The organism is Bacillus sp. USDA818B3_A, assembly GCF_009928415.1.
Taxonomy (GTDB): domain Bacteria; phylum Bacillota; class Bacilli; order Bacillales; family Cytobacillaceae; genus Neobacillus.
The window spans coordinates 610,357-625,900 of sequence record NZ_JAABNN010000001.1 but is presented as its reverse complement, the minus strand read 5'-3'; the positions used below and the strand labels follow the sequence as shown (position 1 = coordinate 625,900).

Genomic DNA, 15,544 nt, shown 5'->3' with positions numbered 1-15,544 from the left:
TGAAAGGAGGTGTGCAGAATGAGAAAGGTTGATTTTTCTAGTGTAAAACCATATAGTGCTCCATTACATTTCGATTGTGCCACTTTAAAGCTGCATGGAACTGAAGAAACAGGATCCACAAAATTCTGGATGGGAGTTACCCATTTTCTTCCGAACGGCGGCGCTGAATATGCCTATGAAGATTCTACAACCGAGAAGGTTTATTTCGTGTTGGAAGGCGAGGTCACCATTAAGACAAAGACAGAAGACTATATCCTTAAAAAATATGATTCTATTTTTCTCGCTCCAAATGAAGGCCGATCCATTATCAATGAAACAAACATGCCTGCTACGATGTTAGTGGTCGTTAATTATTAAAATATAAAAATAGGTGTGATAATTGATGGTTAAAAAAGAAGAGGTAAACAGTCAATTTAATCTCGAAGGCAAGGTTGCCTTAGTGACCGGTGCAACCGGGGCTCTCGGCAGTGCAGCTGCATGGGGATATGGATACGCTGGGGCGAAGGTCATGCTGACCGCTCGCACGGAAACGAAGCTTAAAGCACTTTATGAACAAATGCAGGCGGAAGGAATTCAATGTGCCTATCGGATTGGAGATCCCGCAAAAGAAGCACAGGTAGAAGCTGTTGTGGCAGCAACGGTTGAAGAATTCGGCGGCATTGATATTTTAATGTGCTCGGCTGGAATGAACAATCCAAAGCCAATATTAGAACAGCCAACAGAGGAATGGGAGGCGATCATGGACGCCAACGTAAAAGGAACTTGGCTTTATTGCAAAAAAGCCGGACAAGTGATGAAAGAACAGGGAAGAGGGGGAAAGGTCATTCTCGTTTCTTCTACAAGAGGAAAGCTTGGGATGAAGGGGTATACTGCCTACAGCCCATCAAAAGCAGCAATCGATCTTATGGCTAAATCGCTTGCATGTGAATGGGGAGAATTCGGGATTAATGTGAACGCAATTGGCCCGACGGTCTTCCGTTCTGACCTTACTGAGTGGATGTTTGAAGACGATACAGCCCGGACAAAGTTCTTAACACGAATTCCAATTGGAAGGCTTGGAGAACCGGAGGATTATGTTGGAGTATGCACGTTCCTGGCATCTTCTGCAAGCGATTTCATTACAGGAACAACGATTTACGTGGATGGTGGATATTTGGCTGGCTAAGGGAAGAAGGTGAGGGAACAGTTTGAGTAAACACAGCGACATGAAAGTAGCTATTTGCGGATCCGGATTAATGGGCAGCGGCATTGCCCAGATTTTTGCAAGCCAAGGGTTTAGTGTCAGCATTTATTCGGTTGAAGATTCAGTGGAGGAAGTCCTTCAGAAAGTAGAAACAAATTTAAATATCATGTTAATTAGGGATGTCATAACGACAAAGGAATTTCAGCATACCTTATCTAGGCTGCATATTACAAGCGACTTAGAAGAAACCATTAAAGATGCTGGATTTGTCGTGGAATGCATCCCGGAAGATATGAACTTAAAACAATCATTTTTTGAATTGCTGGATAAAATTTGCGAGCCGCATGTTATTTTAGCCACCAATACGTCTGTAATGAGCATTACGGAAATTGCCCAAAAAGCAGTACGAAAGGAACGAATCCTCGGAACACATTTCTGGAATCCAGCGTATTTAATTCCATTGGTCGAAGTGGTCCAAACAAAAGATACCTCAGAAGAAGTGATTCAACAGACAATGGAGCTATTAAGTTCAATTGGAAAACATCCAATCAGAGTGAAAAAAGATGTTCCTGGTTTCGTTGCGAACCGTTTGCAGCATGCCCTTTGGCGGGAGGCTATTTCAATTGTAGAAAATGGAATCGCCGATGCCAAAACAGTCGATGATTCAATCAAATATGGATTTGGGATGAGGCTTCCCATCCTGGGGCCAATGGAAAATGCGGATATGGTAGGAACAGAATTAAGTTTGTCGATCCATACTTATCTATTAAAATATCTCGAAAATTCCCCTGAGCCATCACCACTATTAAAAGAACTTGTGGAAAAAGGCGAACTGGGATTTAAATCCGGTAAAGGGTTTCAGGAATGGACGCCTGAAAAAATCGAGAATTCAAGAAAAAAATTAACTGAATACTTACTTGATGTCACAATCGAAGACAAAAAAAAACACCAATAAAACAATAAAATACGAAGGAACTTTAGGAGGAATTTATAATGGGTAAAAAAGTATTAGTCGATTTGAGTCATCCTTTTCATGCGGACATTCCAGTTTGGCCATATTTTGCAAAGCCGAAAATTGACACGATGCATAACCTTTCAAAAAGTGGAGTGCTCACCCAAAAAATCGATGTTGTTATGCACTGCGGGACACATGCAGATGCACCCCGTCATGTGATGGAATACGAGTTTGATGGGAGACGGGCACGTTATACTCATGAAATGCCTTTAGATGCCTATTATGGCGATGCAGTTTGTCTGGATATACAAGTGGAACGATGGGGACTTATTAAAGCTTCACATCTTGATGATGCGTGCAGACGAGCAAACATTAAACCGGAAGAACTTAAAGGGATGGTTGTCTGTTTGAGAACAGGAATGCATCTTAAATTTGACGAAAGCAAGGAATATTATCATTATTCCTGCGGAACGGGCCGAGAAGCAGGGGAATGGTTTGAAAAATATCAGCCAAAATGTGTGGCAATGGATATGCAGGCCCTTGATCATCCTCTTCATACAACCATGGGTAAGAACGGTGGTTCGCTTGCGATGAATTTGGATGGTTATTCAGGTAAAACCATAACAGAAGAATACATTGAGCAATTTGGGATGGAGGCATTTGCAGAATTTAATAAGGAGACTTATATCCAAGTACATGGAATGGATAAATATATGCAGGTCTTTGGAAAACTGGAAGAACATCATCTAGAAGGAACTTGGGAGCCTTGTCACAAATACATGTTAGGTAATGGGATTGTAGGGATCGAAAACCTCGGCGGTGACTTGGATAAAGTTGTCGGCAAACGCTTTAAATTTATGTCATTCCCAATTCGCTGGTGGTTAGGCGATGGCTCGATGGTTCGCTGTGTTGCAGAAATTGATGAAGATGATGTAAACGATGTACCTGAACGTACTTATACATTCGGAGCTTTGTGATAGTTCATTTTTTAATAAATTCAGATGTATGTTTTCAACAAGTGAGTGCTGAAAATGATAGAAGTATTATGTGCTGGAAGAGTGGAAACAGAAATGGGAGTTTTATAGAAACCTGTGTTCTCCTTTCCGCTGTGGGACCATCTTTTATTGTTAAATGACCATTACATTTTAAAAGGAAGCGAGAAAAATGAGCAATTTGGAGAACAAAGTCATTTTAACTGTGGCACCAACTGGAGCCTGGCCAACAAAAAAGGATACACCGTATATACCATTACAGCCTGAAGAAATAGCCAATGAGGTGTATGCTTGTTACAAAGCGGGAGCATCCATTGCGCATATTCATGTTCGTGATGATGAAGACCGTGCTTCCATGAGCTTTGAAAAATTTGAAAAAACGGTCAAACTCATAAGAGATCGTTGCAATATTGTTCTAAATCTTACCACCTCCGGGGGGCTGGGGTTAACCGATGACATTAGGATGAATCCCTATGTGGAGCTAAGGCCCGAAATGGCTTCCTATGATTGTGGAACGATGAACTGGGCGCATAGTACTGTATTTGAAAACAGCCCAAATTTTCTGGAAAAATCAGGGCTTAAGATGCAGGAAGTTGGGGTTAAACCGGAAATCGAGATATTTGATGCAGGGATGGTATACAATGCTCTCTATTATATTAAAAAAGGTATTTTAAAAGAACCATGTCATTTTCAATTTGTTCTTGGAGCTCCGGGCGGAATGACCGCAACTGTAGAAAATCTAGTATTTTTGAAAAGTTTGATTCCAGAAGGTTCTACTTGGAGTGCGCTTGGAATCGGTAAGGGGCATTTACCTATTTTATATGCAACACTTGCTCTGGGCGGCCACTTGCGTGTTGGAATGGAAGATAATATTTATTACGCGAAAGGCCAATTGGCAAAGTCAAATGTTGAATTTGTGGAAAGAACAAAGAGAACGGTTGCTGAAATTGGCAAAGAAATTGCTACACCAGACGAAGCTAGAGAGATTTTAGATTTGAAAAAAAGCTATCAAAAGGCATAATCAATGATCTTGCATTCCCCTGAATCTACCATGATTCAGGGGAAAAAAATAAAGTAATTGTAAGGGTTTTCATAATTAGGATATATGGGGGCTATTTTATGGGAGAAAGGGCCAAAATTAAAAATGATTTTGGGGCTAAAGGTTGGAGCATGATTTTTTTCTGTATGCTGATGTATTACAATTTTGCCGCTTGGACAGCGGATGGCATTAACATCTTTAGCCAAGCTTATGCGAAAGAATTTGGCTGGGATCCTTCATTACTTCTTTCTTTTTCAACACCGGCCAACTGGGTTGGGGTAATCGGTGCGCTAATTTTTGCACAGGTTGTAGTAAAAAAAGGTTCCCGTTTTGTTTCAGCTCTTGGATTAATCATACAAGGAATTATTTCCATTTGGTTTGGAAACATCCACTCTGTCATTGCCTATGCTATTGCCATTTCTGCTTTAAACTTTTTTGTATCCGGATTTGGCTACGTTGTTCCCGGAACCATAATGAACGTTTGGTTTCCTCGAAAAAAAGGCTTGGCTTTGGGATGGGCGACTATGGGGATGGGGTTTTGTACTGCCAGCTTCGTAGCACTTCTTTCTTATTCTTTTTCACATTTAGGCATTTCCAAAACCATGACTATCGTTGGCTGTGTACTTATTGTTCTAGGAATTGCCTCCATTTTCTGGGTGAAGGATACACCTGAAATAGCAGGTGCATACCCGGATAATGAGCCGAATTCCAAGGAAGACCTTGAAAAAATGGCGAAATTAATGAATGCCTATAAAAGCCCTTTTACACTTAAGGTTTTGTTAAAGGATAAAGACATGTGGTTAATTTCTTTAGGATATGGCTGTGTTTGGTTAGTGACGATCGGGATTGTAAGTCAGTATGTCGTTCGTCTGGTTTCAGTTGGTTATAGTGAGTCCTTTGCACTTACCATGCTAAGCTCGGCTGCGTTTTTTTGTCTGATTGGAAGTTATTTATGGGGTTGGTTGGACCAAAAAGCAGGAACCAAAAAGGCAAGTATGATATACATAGTTTCCTATATTATTACACTCGTTTTATTGCTTGTTGAAGGAAATGTGGTTCTTACATTTATTACATCTATTGCTGTGGGTTCTGGTCTTGCCGGTATAAAGAATTTTATTACATCCATGACTGGCTCTGTTTATGGACGATATGACTTTGCTGCTGCAAATCGATTAGTTACTCCTATCGCTAACTCAGTACGTGCTCTTCCATTTGTTATATTGGGTGTTTCTATGAAATATTCCGGTGGATTTGATATTGCCTACATGATTTTTATCGTGATTGATTTGGTAGGCCTGGTTCTTATCAGTCGAATCACCTCTGAATGCAAGGGAACTATAAGCTTGGAAATTTCTGAACAGGATGGGTTACAAACGGCTGCTAAATAAGATAAAAATAACGGCAGTATGAAGATTGTTTCTAGAATTGCTTGTGAGATATTTAGATTAGAAGAACGGGGTACGGGTAGCCTTATTTCATGATGATACGACTCTTGATGAAAACAATAACTTTTGAGGAGGTTTATAAGATGCTAGTAAAACAAGTGGAGGTAAAATTGAAAACAGGGCTTCAGGCGCGCCCCGCTGCACTATTCGTTCAGGAAGCAAACCGATTTTCTTCGGAGATCCTTCTTGAGAAAGACGGAAAAAAAGTAAATGCAAAAAGTATTATGGGACTAATGAGCCTGGCAGTAAGCTCAGGAACTGAAATCAACATTCTTGCTGATGGTGAAGATGAAGAAGATGCTATTTCTTCACTTTCTGATTTTATCAAAAAAGAAAGGTAATATAACCATTCTTTATATATGGAAGGGATGAGAACAAATGGATAGGGATAACCAAGTAGTTTCAGAGAAGAATAAGGAAAGAAGTTATTGTAAATATTTGAATCTAGAGATTGAACATCCGTCTGAAGAGACTCTTAACCTGATTAAACAGGGGCCCACAGATCCCCGAAAAGCGATAAGGATTGAAGAGCGAAATGACTTATTTAATGAAGGATACTTGGATACGGAAACGGGTTATTGTGTAATGGAAAACGGGACTGCTTTTGTAGCTTGCTTAACAAAAATGCCTGAGGTTACTACCGAAATGTTCGAATGGTGGTTTGCTTGGCATGGCCTGGATAGTCTCCGATATCAAATTTGGAATCCTGAAGATCATTTTGAGGTAGAAAACTTGCACAGAGAGAAAGCCCTGGACTCTTCACTTACATATAAAGAGCGTTATTGGAATACGACACATCTTGTTACAGAAGATATTGGCTTAGGCAGAGATATGATCCGGCTTAATTTTAAAAATCCCGCTGATATGGGATATAATACAGATAAAATTGGAACCAGTGCTTGCGGCACCATAATCTGTGCAAATGGTACCTCTGAAAATAAATTAAATGCTGTCATGACACATTTTGTGCGGGCTATTGAAGGTGGAGTTGAATTAAGAACACGTTTTTGGATTGGATATCATATTGATGAAAACAATAACCCAGTAAAGGTACTTCCTGAAGGAGTAATCATCCCAGAATTTGCTCCAAAAGCACTTATCAATCATTGTGCAAAGGAATTTGCTCATTTGGCAAAGATTTTACCAACTTTGTTTGAAGAAGAAAAGCTGAATTTTTAATGAATTAATAAGTTTTAATGTTATAAAAGTTTTTGGGGTCCCGGAAATGAGTAAAAATGAATTTGTCAAACTTTTAATAAGGAGAGGGGACTATTTTAATGGGAGTCAACTCTCCTTATTTAGGTGGTTAAAAAAGAATTGGAAAAAATATATGACTATAGTCCTCTTTTTTTGTATACTTTAGAGAAAAATACCAAACTATGAGGTCGAATATGAAATTTAGCTATGCGTTTGTAACTCCACAGGTTTCTCTTGAAAAACAACAAATGCTAGAAAAACATTTATTTCATGAAAATATTAAACGGTGTAAACTTTTTGCTCGGATCGTCATTTTATTCGAAGCTATTCTTATTCTAATGAATTTGTCCTCGACGTTAGCAGCAAATCAAGGGAAATTCGTGTTAAACACCTATTTAGTATTATATTTTGTTTTATTAATTATGAGTGCTGTCATGCTTTTGTATATGCGTTGGTTTGAAAGAAAGGCTGCTTATACAGAACAACAATTCAAACGGTTTCAATTAGGGTTATTAGGTTTTGTCAATTTCTTTTTGGTATGGGGAGCAGTTGTTACACTTGTTGATCAAGAAGATTATGGGCATGTCATGGCTTTTGCGGTAAATTTTATGTGTGTATCGATTCTTTTTCACGCTTCTAACCGGACAATTCTGATGTTGTACATACTCCCAATCGCTGTTTTATCGATTGGTTTACCAATTTTTCAACCTTCAACTGCGATAGTAATGGGTCATTATATCAATCTTTCTGTCTTTTTATTTTTTTGTTGGTTGGCTTCAAGAATGTTATATATCAGCGATTCTACCAATTTTTTCAATAAAATGCTCTTAACTGAAACGAATATTAGTCTGGCATCAAAAATTGAAGAAAATGAAAAAATTAATCTGGAATTAGCAAAAGCGAATGAACAACTCAAGAAAATGACGATCATAGATGAATTAACTAAAATACCAAACCGGAGAGGATTTCAACAATATATCCGAGAAACCTTGGCTCATACGAATGATAAGCGAAAAATCTCTTTGATGATGCTTGATATTGATGCTTTTAAATTATTCAATGATAACTACGGGCATCTTGAAGGAGATAAAGTTATTAAGTCAGTTGCACAAACAATCCAAACTTGTATAGATTCTTCTGTAAGTACTACTGCTCGCTTTGGCGGAGAAGAATTTGTAGTAGCTATTTATGATTTAGATGACTTTGAGATTTACCAGCTTGCCGAAGACATTAGATTAGCGATCATTCAAATGAATATCCCTCATGAATATTCTCCGGTTACCAATCACGTTACGATTAGTATTGGTATTGCTTCTGGGTTTGTTAGTAATGAGGTAGAGATAGAACAGTTAATGGAGGATGCAGATCGTGCCCTTTATCAATCAAAATCGAAGGGCCGGAATTGTGTTGAATTCTTTGAAGAGCAGTTGGTACTACGTTAGATAAATAAAAGTGTTGGAAACCATAATAGGAGAGACCACGTCTCATCCTATCTTTTTTCCTTTTATATCTGCATTAATTCCTTGAATTCCGAAATTCTGTAGGTGTACGCCCTTCCAACTTTTTAAACACACTAGTGAAATAGACGGCATCATTAAATCCGACGTATCCTGCTATCAAGTCAATGGAGGTAAGTTCATTTTTCAATAAGACCTTTGCCTCCTCAATTCTTCGTTTATGCATGAAAGAGGTGAGTGTCATGCCGGTTTCCTTTTTGAATTGTCTGGACAAATGGGAAGGGTGTGTATGACAATGTTTGGAAATTTTCTCGAGACTGAAAGATTCATCGAAGTTAGTAGATAAATAGCTCACTGCTTTTTGGATCAAAAGGGAATAACCTGAAACAGCACGAGATTCCACTAGGTCGCAGTATTCCTCAAACATGTTCGTAATAAGCTTTCTTAAAGCCTCGATACTTTCGATCCTTTCAATTTGAATCGCAAACTTCTCAGAGATATGATGAAGGTAAAACGGCGGAACCTTTCCATTTTCTGCTGCGATTCTTAGCATAGTATTTATATTGATTAGCTGATTTTTCATTACTCGAACTGGACGATTTGGAAGACGGTCAGAAAAATCAAATAATCCCTCTGATTTTGATAAATTTTCCTTTAATTTCACTTTGTCTCCCATTTGAACAGAATGAAAGATCTCTCTACCCATTTTGTATCTTAATTCAATCAAATCAATATATTGTTTATCTAACTTTTTAACTATGTTTTCCTTATAAGATTGATTCAATTTTTCTAAAGAATCTTTTTGTGTATGCACTGTATGTAAAGGCACTTGCTGAAGTGTATGAACCATATTTAAAACATTTGCCAAACTATTAATCTTGGCGGTGCTTAACAGCTTTAGACTACGTAAGAATTCTTCCACTATGAATAGCTTCTGTTCATCCAATTTGTATTTATTTTTGAGTTCAATAGTATCTGGAAATTGCAGTAAGAAGGGTCCGTTGACAATAAGCTTAGTTTCTTCTCCGTTTACTGTAAAAAGGCTGGATAAATAAGTTAATCCAAATTCGTTGGTCAGCATACAGCACTGTCCAGGATTTTGCTGTAACTCCATCGATAGTAAGTTAAAATTCTGTTGTTGAAGTTGAATTAAAAAGGGAGGCAGGGGATTTCGTTCAAACGTTAGGAGGACGGAACCGTCTCCTTCTACAATATATGTGTTGATATCGTTTAAATTAAAAATGGTTGAAGTGGCGACGATCATCTGCTGAGAAATCTCCATAGCATCGAAAATCCTTTCTTCGCTAAAATAATTATGATAATGCAATTATATTCCTTCTTGCTATATTATAACAGTTGTATAATCCATTTTGTAAGCGCTTATTTATTGTAAATCTTTCAAAAAGAAAATCAGGGGGGAGAAACAATGAATTTAGGTACGGAAGTAAAAAAAGTAACAACAGTATCTGCAGGCGAAATTAGAAAGTTTGGCATGAGGGATAAGCTGGGTTACTTATTAGGTGATTTTGGAAACGATTTCTTTTTTATTTTTACTGCCGCATTCTTAATGGTCTTTTATACAGATGTCTTTCATCTTAATCCTGCGGCTGTCGGGGGTCTTTTTCTAATCGCAAGATTGTGGGATGCAGTGGCGGATATTACTTGGGGGCGTTTTATTGATACAAGGGAAACAGGAAAAAATGGCAAATTTAGACCATGGATATTTAGAATGTCATTTCCGTTAGTCCTTTCCGGTGTGTTAATGTTTGTTCAAATTCCCGGCATGTCCAACGGTTTTTACACTGCTTATGCTTTTGTTACTTATATTCTTTGGGGAACGTTGTATAGTACTGTTAATATTCCATACGGATCGATGGCTTCCGTTATTTCTAGTGATCCAGTGGAACGTACAACACTATCCAGCTGGAGAGGTTTGGGGGCCAGTCTTGCAGGATTAATCATCGGAGTGTTTGGACCAATGCTTCTGTTTGTTGATAATAAGGCGGATGCCAATCACTTTTTAATGACAGCTATCATTTTCGGTGTTTTAGCGATCGCTTGTTATATGGGATGTTACGCATTAACCGTTGAGAGAATTGTAATAGATGATACAGCAAAACCAAAAGTGAAGGTTAGTCAAACTTTAAAAGGTCTTTCAAGAAATAAGCCATTGATTTGGTTTTTAATAGGTGCACTCATTTTTTTGGTAAGCTTTATGTTAATAGGTACCGTAAATACTTACTTATTTAAGGATTATTTTGCTAATGCGAAAGCATTAAGCTTGGTGAATTTATTTCAAGCAATTACCGTGTTCATAGGTATGCCGCTAGTTAAACCTTTAGTAGCGAAATTTGGTAAAAAGGAAATCGCCTCAGCAGGGTTATTACTTGCGGCGATCGTATACTTCCTTTTATACCTCCTCCCAAATTTAACAGCCATGCAATTTATCGGAATTTTAGCCATCGGAATGTTTGGCTATGGAATCTTTAACTTAGTTATTTGGGCTTTTGTAACGGACATTGTTGATTACCATGAATACCTAACAGATTTACGTGAAGACGGAACGGTATATTCGCTCTATTCATTTGCGCGTAAGGTTGGACAAGCAGTTGCTGGAGGTATTGGAGGTGCCGCGATTGGAGCGGTCGGGTATAATCCCTTGGTAAAAGCTCAAAGTCAGAATACCCTTAATGGAATACACACCCTTGGTACCTTGATTCCTGCCATCCTTTTATTAGTGGTGTTTGTAGTATTTGCATTTGGCTATCCATTAAGTAAAAAACGAACAAACCAATTAACCATAGATTTAGCCAAAAAAAGAAATGAAGTAAATTAAGCTATCAAAAAATAAAATAACTAAACATCAAAGGAGAACTTAAAAGATGTTATATCCAATTGTTACTGAAACGCGCAGCATTATTGATTTAAATGGAATTTGGAATTTTAAAGTGGATCAGGGGAATGGTTTCCAGGAAAACTGGCAAAAGTCAAAACTAAGTGGCACTATCAGCATGGCGGTTCCTTCCTCTTTCAATGATATTGGAGTACAAGCAAGTATACGCGATCATGTTGGCTGGGTTTGGTATGAGCGGGAATTTTCGGTCCCAGCTATTCTTCAATCGGAACGTATCATAATACGATTTGCTTCTGCCACACATCAAGCAAAGGTTTATGTGAATGGGGAGCTCGTTATCGAACATAAAGGCGGATTCTTACCATTTGAAGCAGAGCTAAATCAATTTTTAAAAACAGGAAAAAATCGATTAACGGTTGCCGTCAACAATATTGTTGATGAAACAACCTTACCGGTTGGCTTTGTAATTGAGAAGGAAATTCCTGGTGTTGGTAAGGTGAAAAGAAACACTCCTAATTTTGACTTTTTCAACTACGCAGGTTTACAACGTCCGGTGAAAATCTATACTACACCAGTCACTTATGTTAAAGATGTAACGATTGTAACTGAGGTGAATGGACAAGTCCACTATTCTATCGAAGCTTGTGGTACTGCAGAAATAATAGTCAGGGTATTGGATGAATCGGGAGTTGTTGAAGGTGAAGCAAAAGGTGTTTCTGGAATGATTAACATCCCAAATGTCAGACTGTGGGAGCCGCTAAATGCCTATTTGTACACTCTTCAAGTTGAGCTGGAAGCGGATGGAGAAACAATCGATGTTTATGAACAACCGTTTGGGGTTAGAACAGTAGAAATCAAGGGCGGAAAGTTCCTTATTAATAATAAGCCGTTTTATTTCAAAGGTTTTGGAAAGCATGAGGATACACCGATTCATGGAAGAGGATTCGATGAATCGGCTAACGTAATGGACTTTAACCTAATGAAGTGGATTGGAGCCAATTCATTCCGTACAGCCCATTACCCGTATTCAGAAGAAATTATGAGGCTTGCCGACCGTGAAGGATTTGTCATTATTGATGAGGTACCTGCAGTTGGATTGCATTTGAATTTTATGGTCATGTTAAACGGTGGCATGGCTCAGAGAGAAACCTGGAAAGAACTAAAAACATTCGAACACCATCAGCAAGTGATCAAGGAATTGATCGAGCGTGATAAAAACCATCCCTCTGTTGTTATGTGGAATGTAGCAAATGAACCTGCTTCAGAAGAAGAAGGAGCATATGAATATTTTAAACCGCTAGTTGAACTGGCAAAAGAACTTGACCCACAAAAACGACCAGTCACTCTTGTGACGCATATGGGTTCTACACCGGAAAAAGATAAAGTAGCGGGATTGCTGGATATCCTCACCTTTAACCGGTATTATGGCTGGTATACTGATGGCGGTGATTTATTGGCAGCTAAAGAAAAGCTTCGTTCGGAGCTAAATGGCTGGCTTAAACGCTGTCCAAACAAGCCATTTATGATGACAGAGTATGGTGCTGATACGATCGCTGGATTTCACGACGTGGAGCCTGTCATGTTTACGGAGGAATACCAAGTGGAATTTTATCGAGCAAATCATGAAGTGTTTGATGAATTTAACCATTTTGTTGGTGAACAAGTGTGGAACTTTGCTGATTTCGAAACAAGTCAAGGAGTCATTCGAGCTCAAGGAAACAAAAAAGGTATTTTTACCCGTGATCGGAAACCAAAATATGCCGCACATGAATTGCGAAGACGCTGGATGCAAATACCGAATTTTAACTATAAGGGATAACCGGCCTGTGTGGTGACCCCAATTGTTAGAGTCTCTTAAAAGGTAATTGGCAGGTATGATACGGTATTGGACCGGACTCATGCCTGCCAATTTTTGCTTTAAACGCTTGTTACTATAATAATTATTCTTCTATTCTCTTTTATTTATTCTTCAAATCGGCCCAGTGCTTCTCCATAATACATTTCTTGTTTCATTAAACCGAATAAGTTTTCCATAAGCCATTTATCTATATAAGGTCCTTCTCATAATTTGAGGGAACATAAATTTTATTATAATCAAAATTAATTTTTATTGACGAAAAGAATAGTTCGGTGTTAAATTTATGTTACCGGTAACAAAAAATGTAAACAGAATGAGACCTTTTGTTTATTCTTTGCTTGAATCAGCTTTCTAAATAAGTAAATTATCAGAGATTACATGATAGAAAGGATGAAAAAATTGCGGATTGATTCTCACCAGCATTATTGGAAAATAAGCCGGAATGATTACGGCTGGATAACGCCAGAAATTACTACACTGTATCGTGATTTTCTTGAAGAAGATTTAAAAACACATCTGAAAAAAAATAAGATTGATAAAACCATTGTCGTTCAAGCTGCCCCAACCATAGAAGAAACAGAATTCATCCTCTCGCTTAGTAACGAATCGGAAACAATAGCAGGCGTTGTTGGATGGATTGATATAGAAGATCCTTCGTATAAAGAACAGCTTAATAGATTTAGAAAAAACTCTAAATTCTGTGGCATTCGGGTGATGATTCAAGATATGCAGGATGAGAATAAAGTTTTAGAACCAATTTTTTTGGAAGCCTTTTCTTATTTTGTAAAACTTGATCTGCCTGTAGATCTATTAGTTAAGGAAAATCAGCTGCCAGCTGTATTGGCCTTATTAAAGCTAGTTCCCATTCGTGGAGTGATTAATCATATTGCTAAGCCAAGGATCAAAGATGAAATCATGGAGCCTTGGAAAAGTCAAATGGAACAAATAGCAAAATATCCGAACATATATTGTAAACTATCAGGTATGGTTACGGAAGCTGATCACACAAACTGGCAAAAAGAAGACTTTGTTGATTATGTACAACACATTGTCAGTATTTTCGGAGTAAACCGGATCATGTTTGGAAGCGATTGGCCTGTATGCCTGCTGGCAGCGAGCTATGATGAAGTCTATGGTCTATTGAAGGAAACACTGCCAGGTAAATTAACAGAAGATGAAGAAGCTAAGATCTTTGGAGGAAATGCATTGGAGTTTTACGGATTAAAATAGAAAAAAACCAGCAGATAAAATTAATGAAATACTTTGGTCAAAAACATGACAATTCTAAATGGAGGAATTTTAAGTGAAATACAGAAAATTGGGAAATACGGGCTTAGAAGTATCAATCCTTAGTTATGGAGCATCCTCTTTAGGCTCGGTCTTTAGACATATAGATGAGGCGGAAGGAATTAAAACTGTTCATACGGCAATTGATAATGGCATTAATTTAATAGATGTTTCTCCATATTATGGATTAACCAAAGCCGAGACAGTCCTTGGTAAAGCAATCAGAGAAATTCCAAGAGATAAATTTATCTTATCAACCAAAGCTGGACGCTATGGGGAAAACCAGTTTGATTTCTCTAAGCAGCGAATAATGGACAGTATTGAGGAAAGTCTGACAAGATTACAGACTGATTATGTAGATATCCTGCTCCTGCATGATATTGAGTTTGGTTCAATCAATCAAATTATGGAGGAAGGAATACCAGTATTGCAGCAGTTGAAACGCGAAGGGAAAATACGATTCTTCGGTGTATCGGGGCTGCCACTAACTATTTTTGATAGAGTGCTCAATCAAACAGAATTGGACGTTATTTTATCGTATTGTCATTATTCTTTAAATGATACGTCCCTTCTATCTCTTATTCCTTTGTTGAAAGAGAAAAAGACAGGATTGATAAACGCCTCTCCGTTGTCAATGGGATTATTAAGTTCAAAGCCTGTTGCGGACTGGCATCCTGCAAGTGAGCATATCCGAACGATTTGTAAGCAGGCTGCCGAATTTTGTGAAAGAAACGGGTCGGATTTATCTAAATTAGCGATCCAATACTCCGTCCAAAACGAAATAATTCCTACAACTTTGGTAAGTACAGCAAGTGTTGAAAATATTAAGAAAAACATTAAATGGACGAATGAAACAATTGATGAGGAGTTATTGAATAGTGTACTTGATATATTAGCTCCCATTCATAATAAATCATGGCCTAGCGGTAATGTTGAACAATGGGAGAAAATTATATAATAAAATTTTAATAGAAGAGCACTTAAATAAGAGAAAAATTATTATTTTATCTTGAGTTTTTTTAATATATAGAATATTATAAATGTAATGATACCGATAACAAAGACTAAACTTATAATTTGTTGTTATCGATAACAACAAATAAACCAAATTGAGGAGGATGTGGTCTGTGAAATTTTCATAGAATAAACCATTTTGAAAGCGTTTTAACTAGCATCCTTTATTACACTATCAATATCAAGAAGTAGGGAAGTTTAGAGTAGAAAAGCTTAAAATTCAAAGAAAAACGATAAGGAGGGATTTTAACTGAAAACGGTAA

Annotated in this window: 14 protein-coding genes; 13 read left to right on the top strand and 1 reads right to left on the bottom strand. The window is 37.8% G+C overall.

Annotation, left to right across the window (positions count from 1 at the left end; all coding sequences use genetic code 11):
• The first annotated feature begins 18 nt into the window (after positions 1-18).
• The 9 genes from GXK58_RS02845 to GXK58_RS02805 all read left to right on the top strand — a co-directional run bounded on the left by GXK58_RS02845 (position 19) and on the right by GXK58_RS02805 (position 8,253).
• Positions 19-357: a cupin domain-containing protein gene (locus GXK58_RS02845; protein ID WP_160719618.1), complete on the top strand. Its 339-nt coding sequence runs from the start codon at positions 19-21 to the stop codon at positions 355-357.
• Between the two features lie 25 nt (positions 358-382).
• Entirely contained in the window at positions 383-1,165 is a 783-nt protein-coding gene (locus GXK58_RS02840; protein ID WP_160719616.1) for an SDR family NAD(P)-dependent oxidoreductase, read from the top strand.
• 22 nt (positions 1,166-1,187) lie between these two features.
• A complete protein-coding gene (locus GXK58_RS02835) occupies positions 1,188-2,138 on the top strand; it encodes a 3-hydroxyacyl-CoA dehydrogenase family protein (RefSeq protein ID WP_202171273.1) in 951 nt (316 codons plus the stop codon).
• 38 nt (positions 2,139-2,176) lie between these two features.
• Entirely contained in the window at positions 2,177-3,115 is a 939-nt protein-coding gene (locus GXK58_RS02830) for a cyclase family protein (protein WP_160719614.1), read from the top strand.
• Between the two features lie 187 nt (positions 3,116-3,302).
• Positions 3,303-4,151 carry a 3-keto-5-aminohexanoate cleavage protein gene (locus tag GXK58_RS02825; protein WP_160719612.1) on the top strand — a complete coding sequence of 283 codons (849 nt, stop codon included), beginning with the start codon at positions 3,303-3,305 and terminating at the stop codon, positions 4,149-4,151.
• A gap of 98 nt (positions 4,152-4,249) precedes the next feature.
• Positions 4,250-5,557, top strand: a complete 1,308-nt coding sequence (locus GXK58_RS02820; protein WP_160719610.1) for an MFS transporter — start codon at positions 4,250-4,252, stop codon at positions 5,555-5,557.
• A gap of 140 nt (positions 5,558-5,697) precedes the next feature.
• The gene (locus GXK58_RS02815) at positions 5,698-5,955 is read left to right on the top strand and encodes an HPr family phosphocarrier protein (protein ID WP_160719608.1); all 258 of its coding nucleotides are present in this window, start codon (positions 5,698-5,700) and stop codon (positions 5,953-5,955) included.
• 37 nt (positions 5,956-5,992) lie between these two features.
• Entirely contained in the window at positions 5,993-6,793 is an 801-nt protein-coding gene (locus GXK58_RS02810) for a DAPG hydrolase family protein (RefSeq protein ID WP_160719606.1), read from the top strand.
• Between the two features lie 212 nt (positions 6,794-7,005).
• The gene (locus tag GXK58_RS02805) at positions 7,006-8,253 is read left to right on the top strand and encodes a GGDEF domain-containing protein (protein WP_160719604.1); all 1,248 of its coding nucleotides are present in this window, start codon (positions 7,006-7,008) and stop codon (positions 8,251-8,253) included.
• 73 nt (positions 8,254-8,326) lie between these two features.
• Here the strand turns inward: GXK58_RS02805 and GXK58_RS02800 are convergent, their stop codons facing one another.
• A complete protein-coding gene (locus GXK58_RS02800; protein WP_160719602.1) occupies positions 8,327-9,595 on the bottom strand; it encodes an AraC family transcriptional regulator in 1,269 nt (422 codons plus the stop codon).
• A 99-nt stretch (positions 9,596-9,694) separates the two neighbouring features.
• Between GXK58_RS02800 and GXK58_RS02795 the strand changes: the two genes are divergently transcribed.
• The 4 genes from GXK58_RS02795 to GXK58_RS02780 all read left to right on the top strand — a co-directional run bounded on the left by GXK58_RS02795 (position 9,695) and on the right by GXK58_RS02780 (position 15,225).
• Positions 9,695-11,104 carry an MFS transporter gene (locus tag GXK58_RS02795; protein ID WP_160719600.1) on the top strand — a complete coding sequence of 470 codons (1,410 nt, stop codon included), beginning with the start codon at positions 9,695-9,697 and terminating at the stop codon, positions 11,102-11,104.
• A gap of 46 nt (positions 11,105-11,150) precedes the next feature.
• Complete coding sequence (uidA, locus tag GXK58_RS02790) at positions 11,151-12,941, top strand: beta-glucuronidase (protein WP_160719598.1); 1,791 nt, start codon at positions 11,151-11,153, stop codon at positions 12,939-12,941.
• Positions 12,942-13,370: 429 nt separating this feature from the next.
• Positions 13,371-14,210 (top strand): amidohydrolase family protein, encoded by an 840-nt coding sequence (locus tag GXK58_RS02785; protein ID WP_337248159.1) that lies wholly within the window; start codon positions 13,371-13,373, stop codon positions 14,208-14,210.
• Positions 14,211-14,283: 73 nt separating this feature from the next.
• Positions 14,284-15,225 (top strand): aldo/keto reductase, encoded by a 942-nt coding sequence (locus tag GXK58_RS02780; protein WP_160719594.1) that lies wholly within the window; start codon positions 14,284-14,286, stop codon positions 15,223-15,225.
• Positions 15,226-15,544: the final 319 nt, after the last annotated feature.

Excerpts from the sequence above, each read along its gene's own strand:
- GXK58_RS02845 (WP_160719618.1), top strand. The coding sequence starts at position 19 with ATGAGAAAGGTTGATTTTTCTAGTGTAAAACCATATAGTGCTCCATTA.
- GXK58_RS02840 (WP_160719616.1), top strand. The coding sequence starts at position 383 with ATGGTTAAAAAAGAAGAGGTAAACAGTCAATTTAATCTCGAAGGCAAG.
- GXK58_RS02830 (WP_160719614.1), top strand. The coding sequence starts at position 2,177 with ATGGGTAAAAAAGTATTAGTCGATTTGAGTCATCCTTTTCATGCGGAC.
- GXK58_RS02825 (WP_160719612.1), top strand. The coding sequence starts at position 3,303 with ATGAGCAATTTGGAGAACAAAGTCATTTTAACTGTGGCACCAACTGGA.
- GXK58_RS02820 (WP_160719610.1), top strand. The coding sequence starts at position 4,250 with ATGGGAGAAAGGGCCAAAATTAAAAATGATTTTGGGGCTAAAGGTTGG.
- GXK58_RS02815 (WP_160719608.1), top strand. The coding sequence starts at position 5,698 with ATGCTAGTAAAACAAGTGGAGGTAAAATTGAAAACAGGGCTTCAGGCG.
- GXK58_RS02810 (WP_160719606.1), top strand. The coding sequence starts at position 5,993 with ATGGATAGGGATAACCAAGTAGTTTCAGAGAAGAATAAGGAAAGAAGT.
- GXK58_RS02805 (WP_160719604.1), top strand. The coding sequence starts at position 7,006 with ATGAAATTTAGCTATGCGTTTGTAACTCCACAGGTTTCTCTTGAAAAA.
- GXK58_RS02795 (WP_160719600.1), top strand. The coding sequence starts at position 9,695 with ATGAATTTAGGTACGGAAGTAAAAAAAGTAACAACAGTATCTGCAGGC.
- uidA (WP_160719598.1), top strand. The coding sequence starts at position 11,151 with ATGTTATATCCAATTGTTACTGAAACGCGCAGCATTATTGATTTAAAT.
- GXK58_RS02785 (WP_337248159.1), top strand. The coding sequence starts at position 13,371 with ATGAAAAAATTGCGGATTGATTCTCACCAGCATTATTGGAAAATAAGC.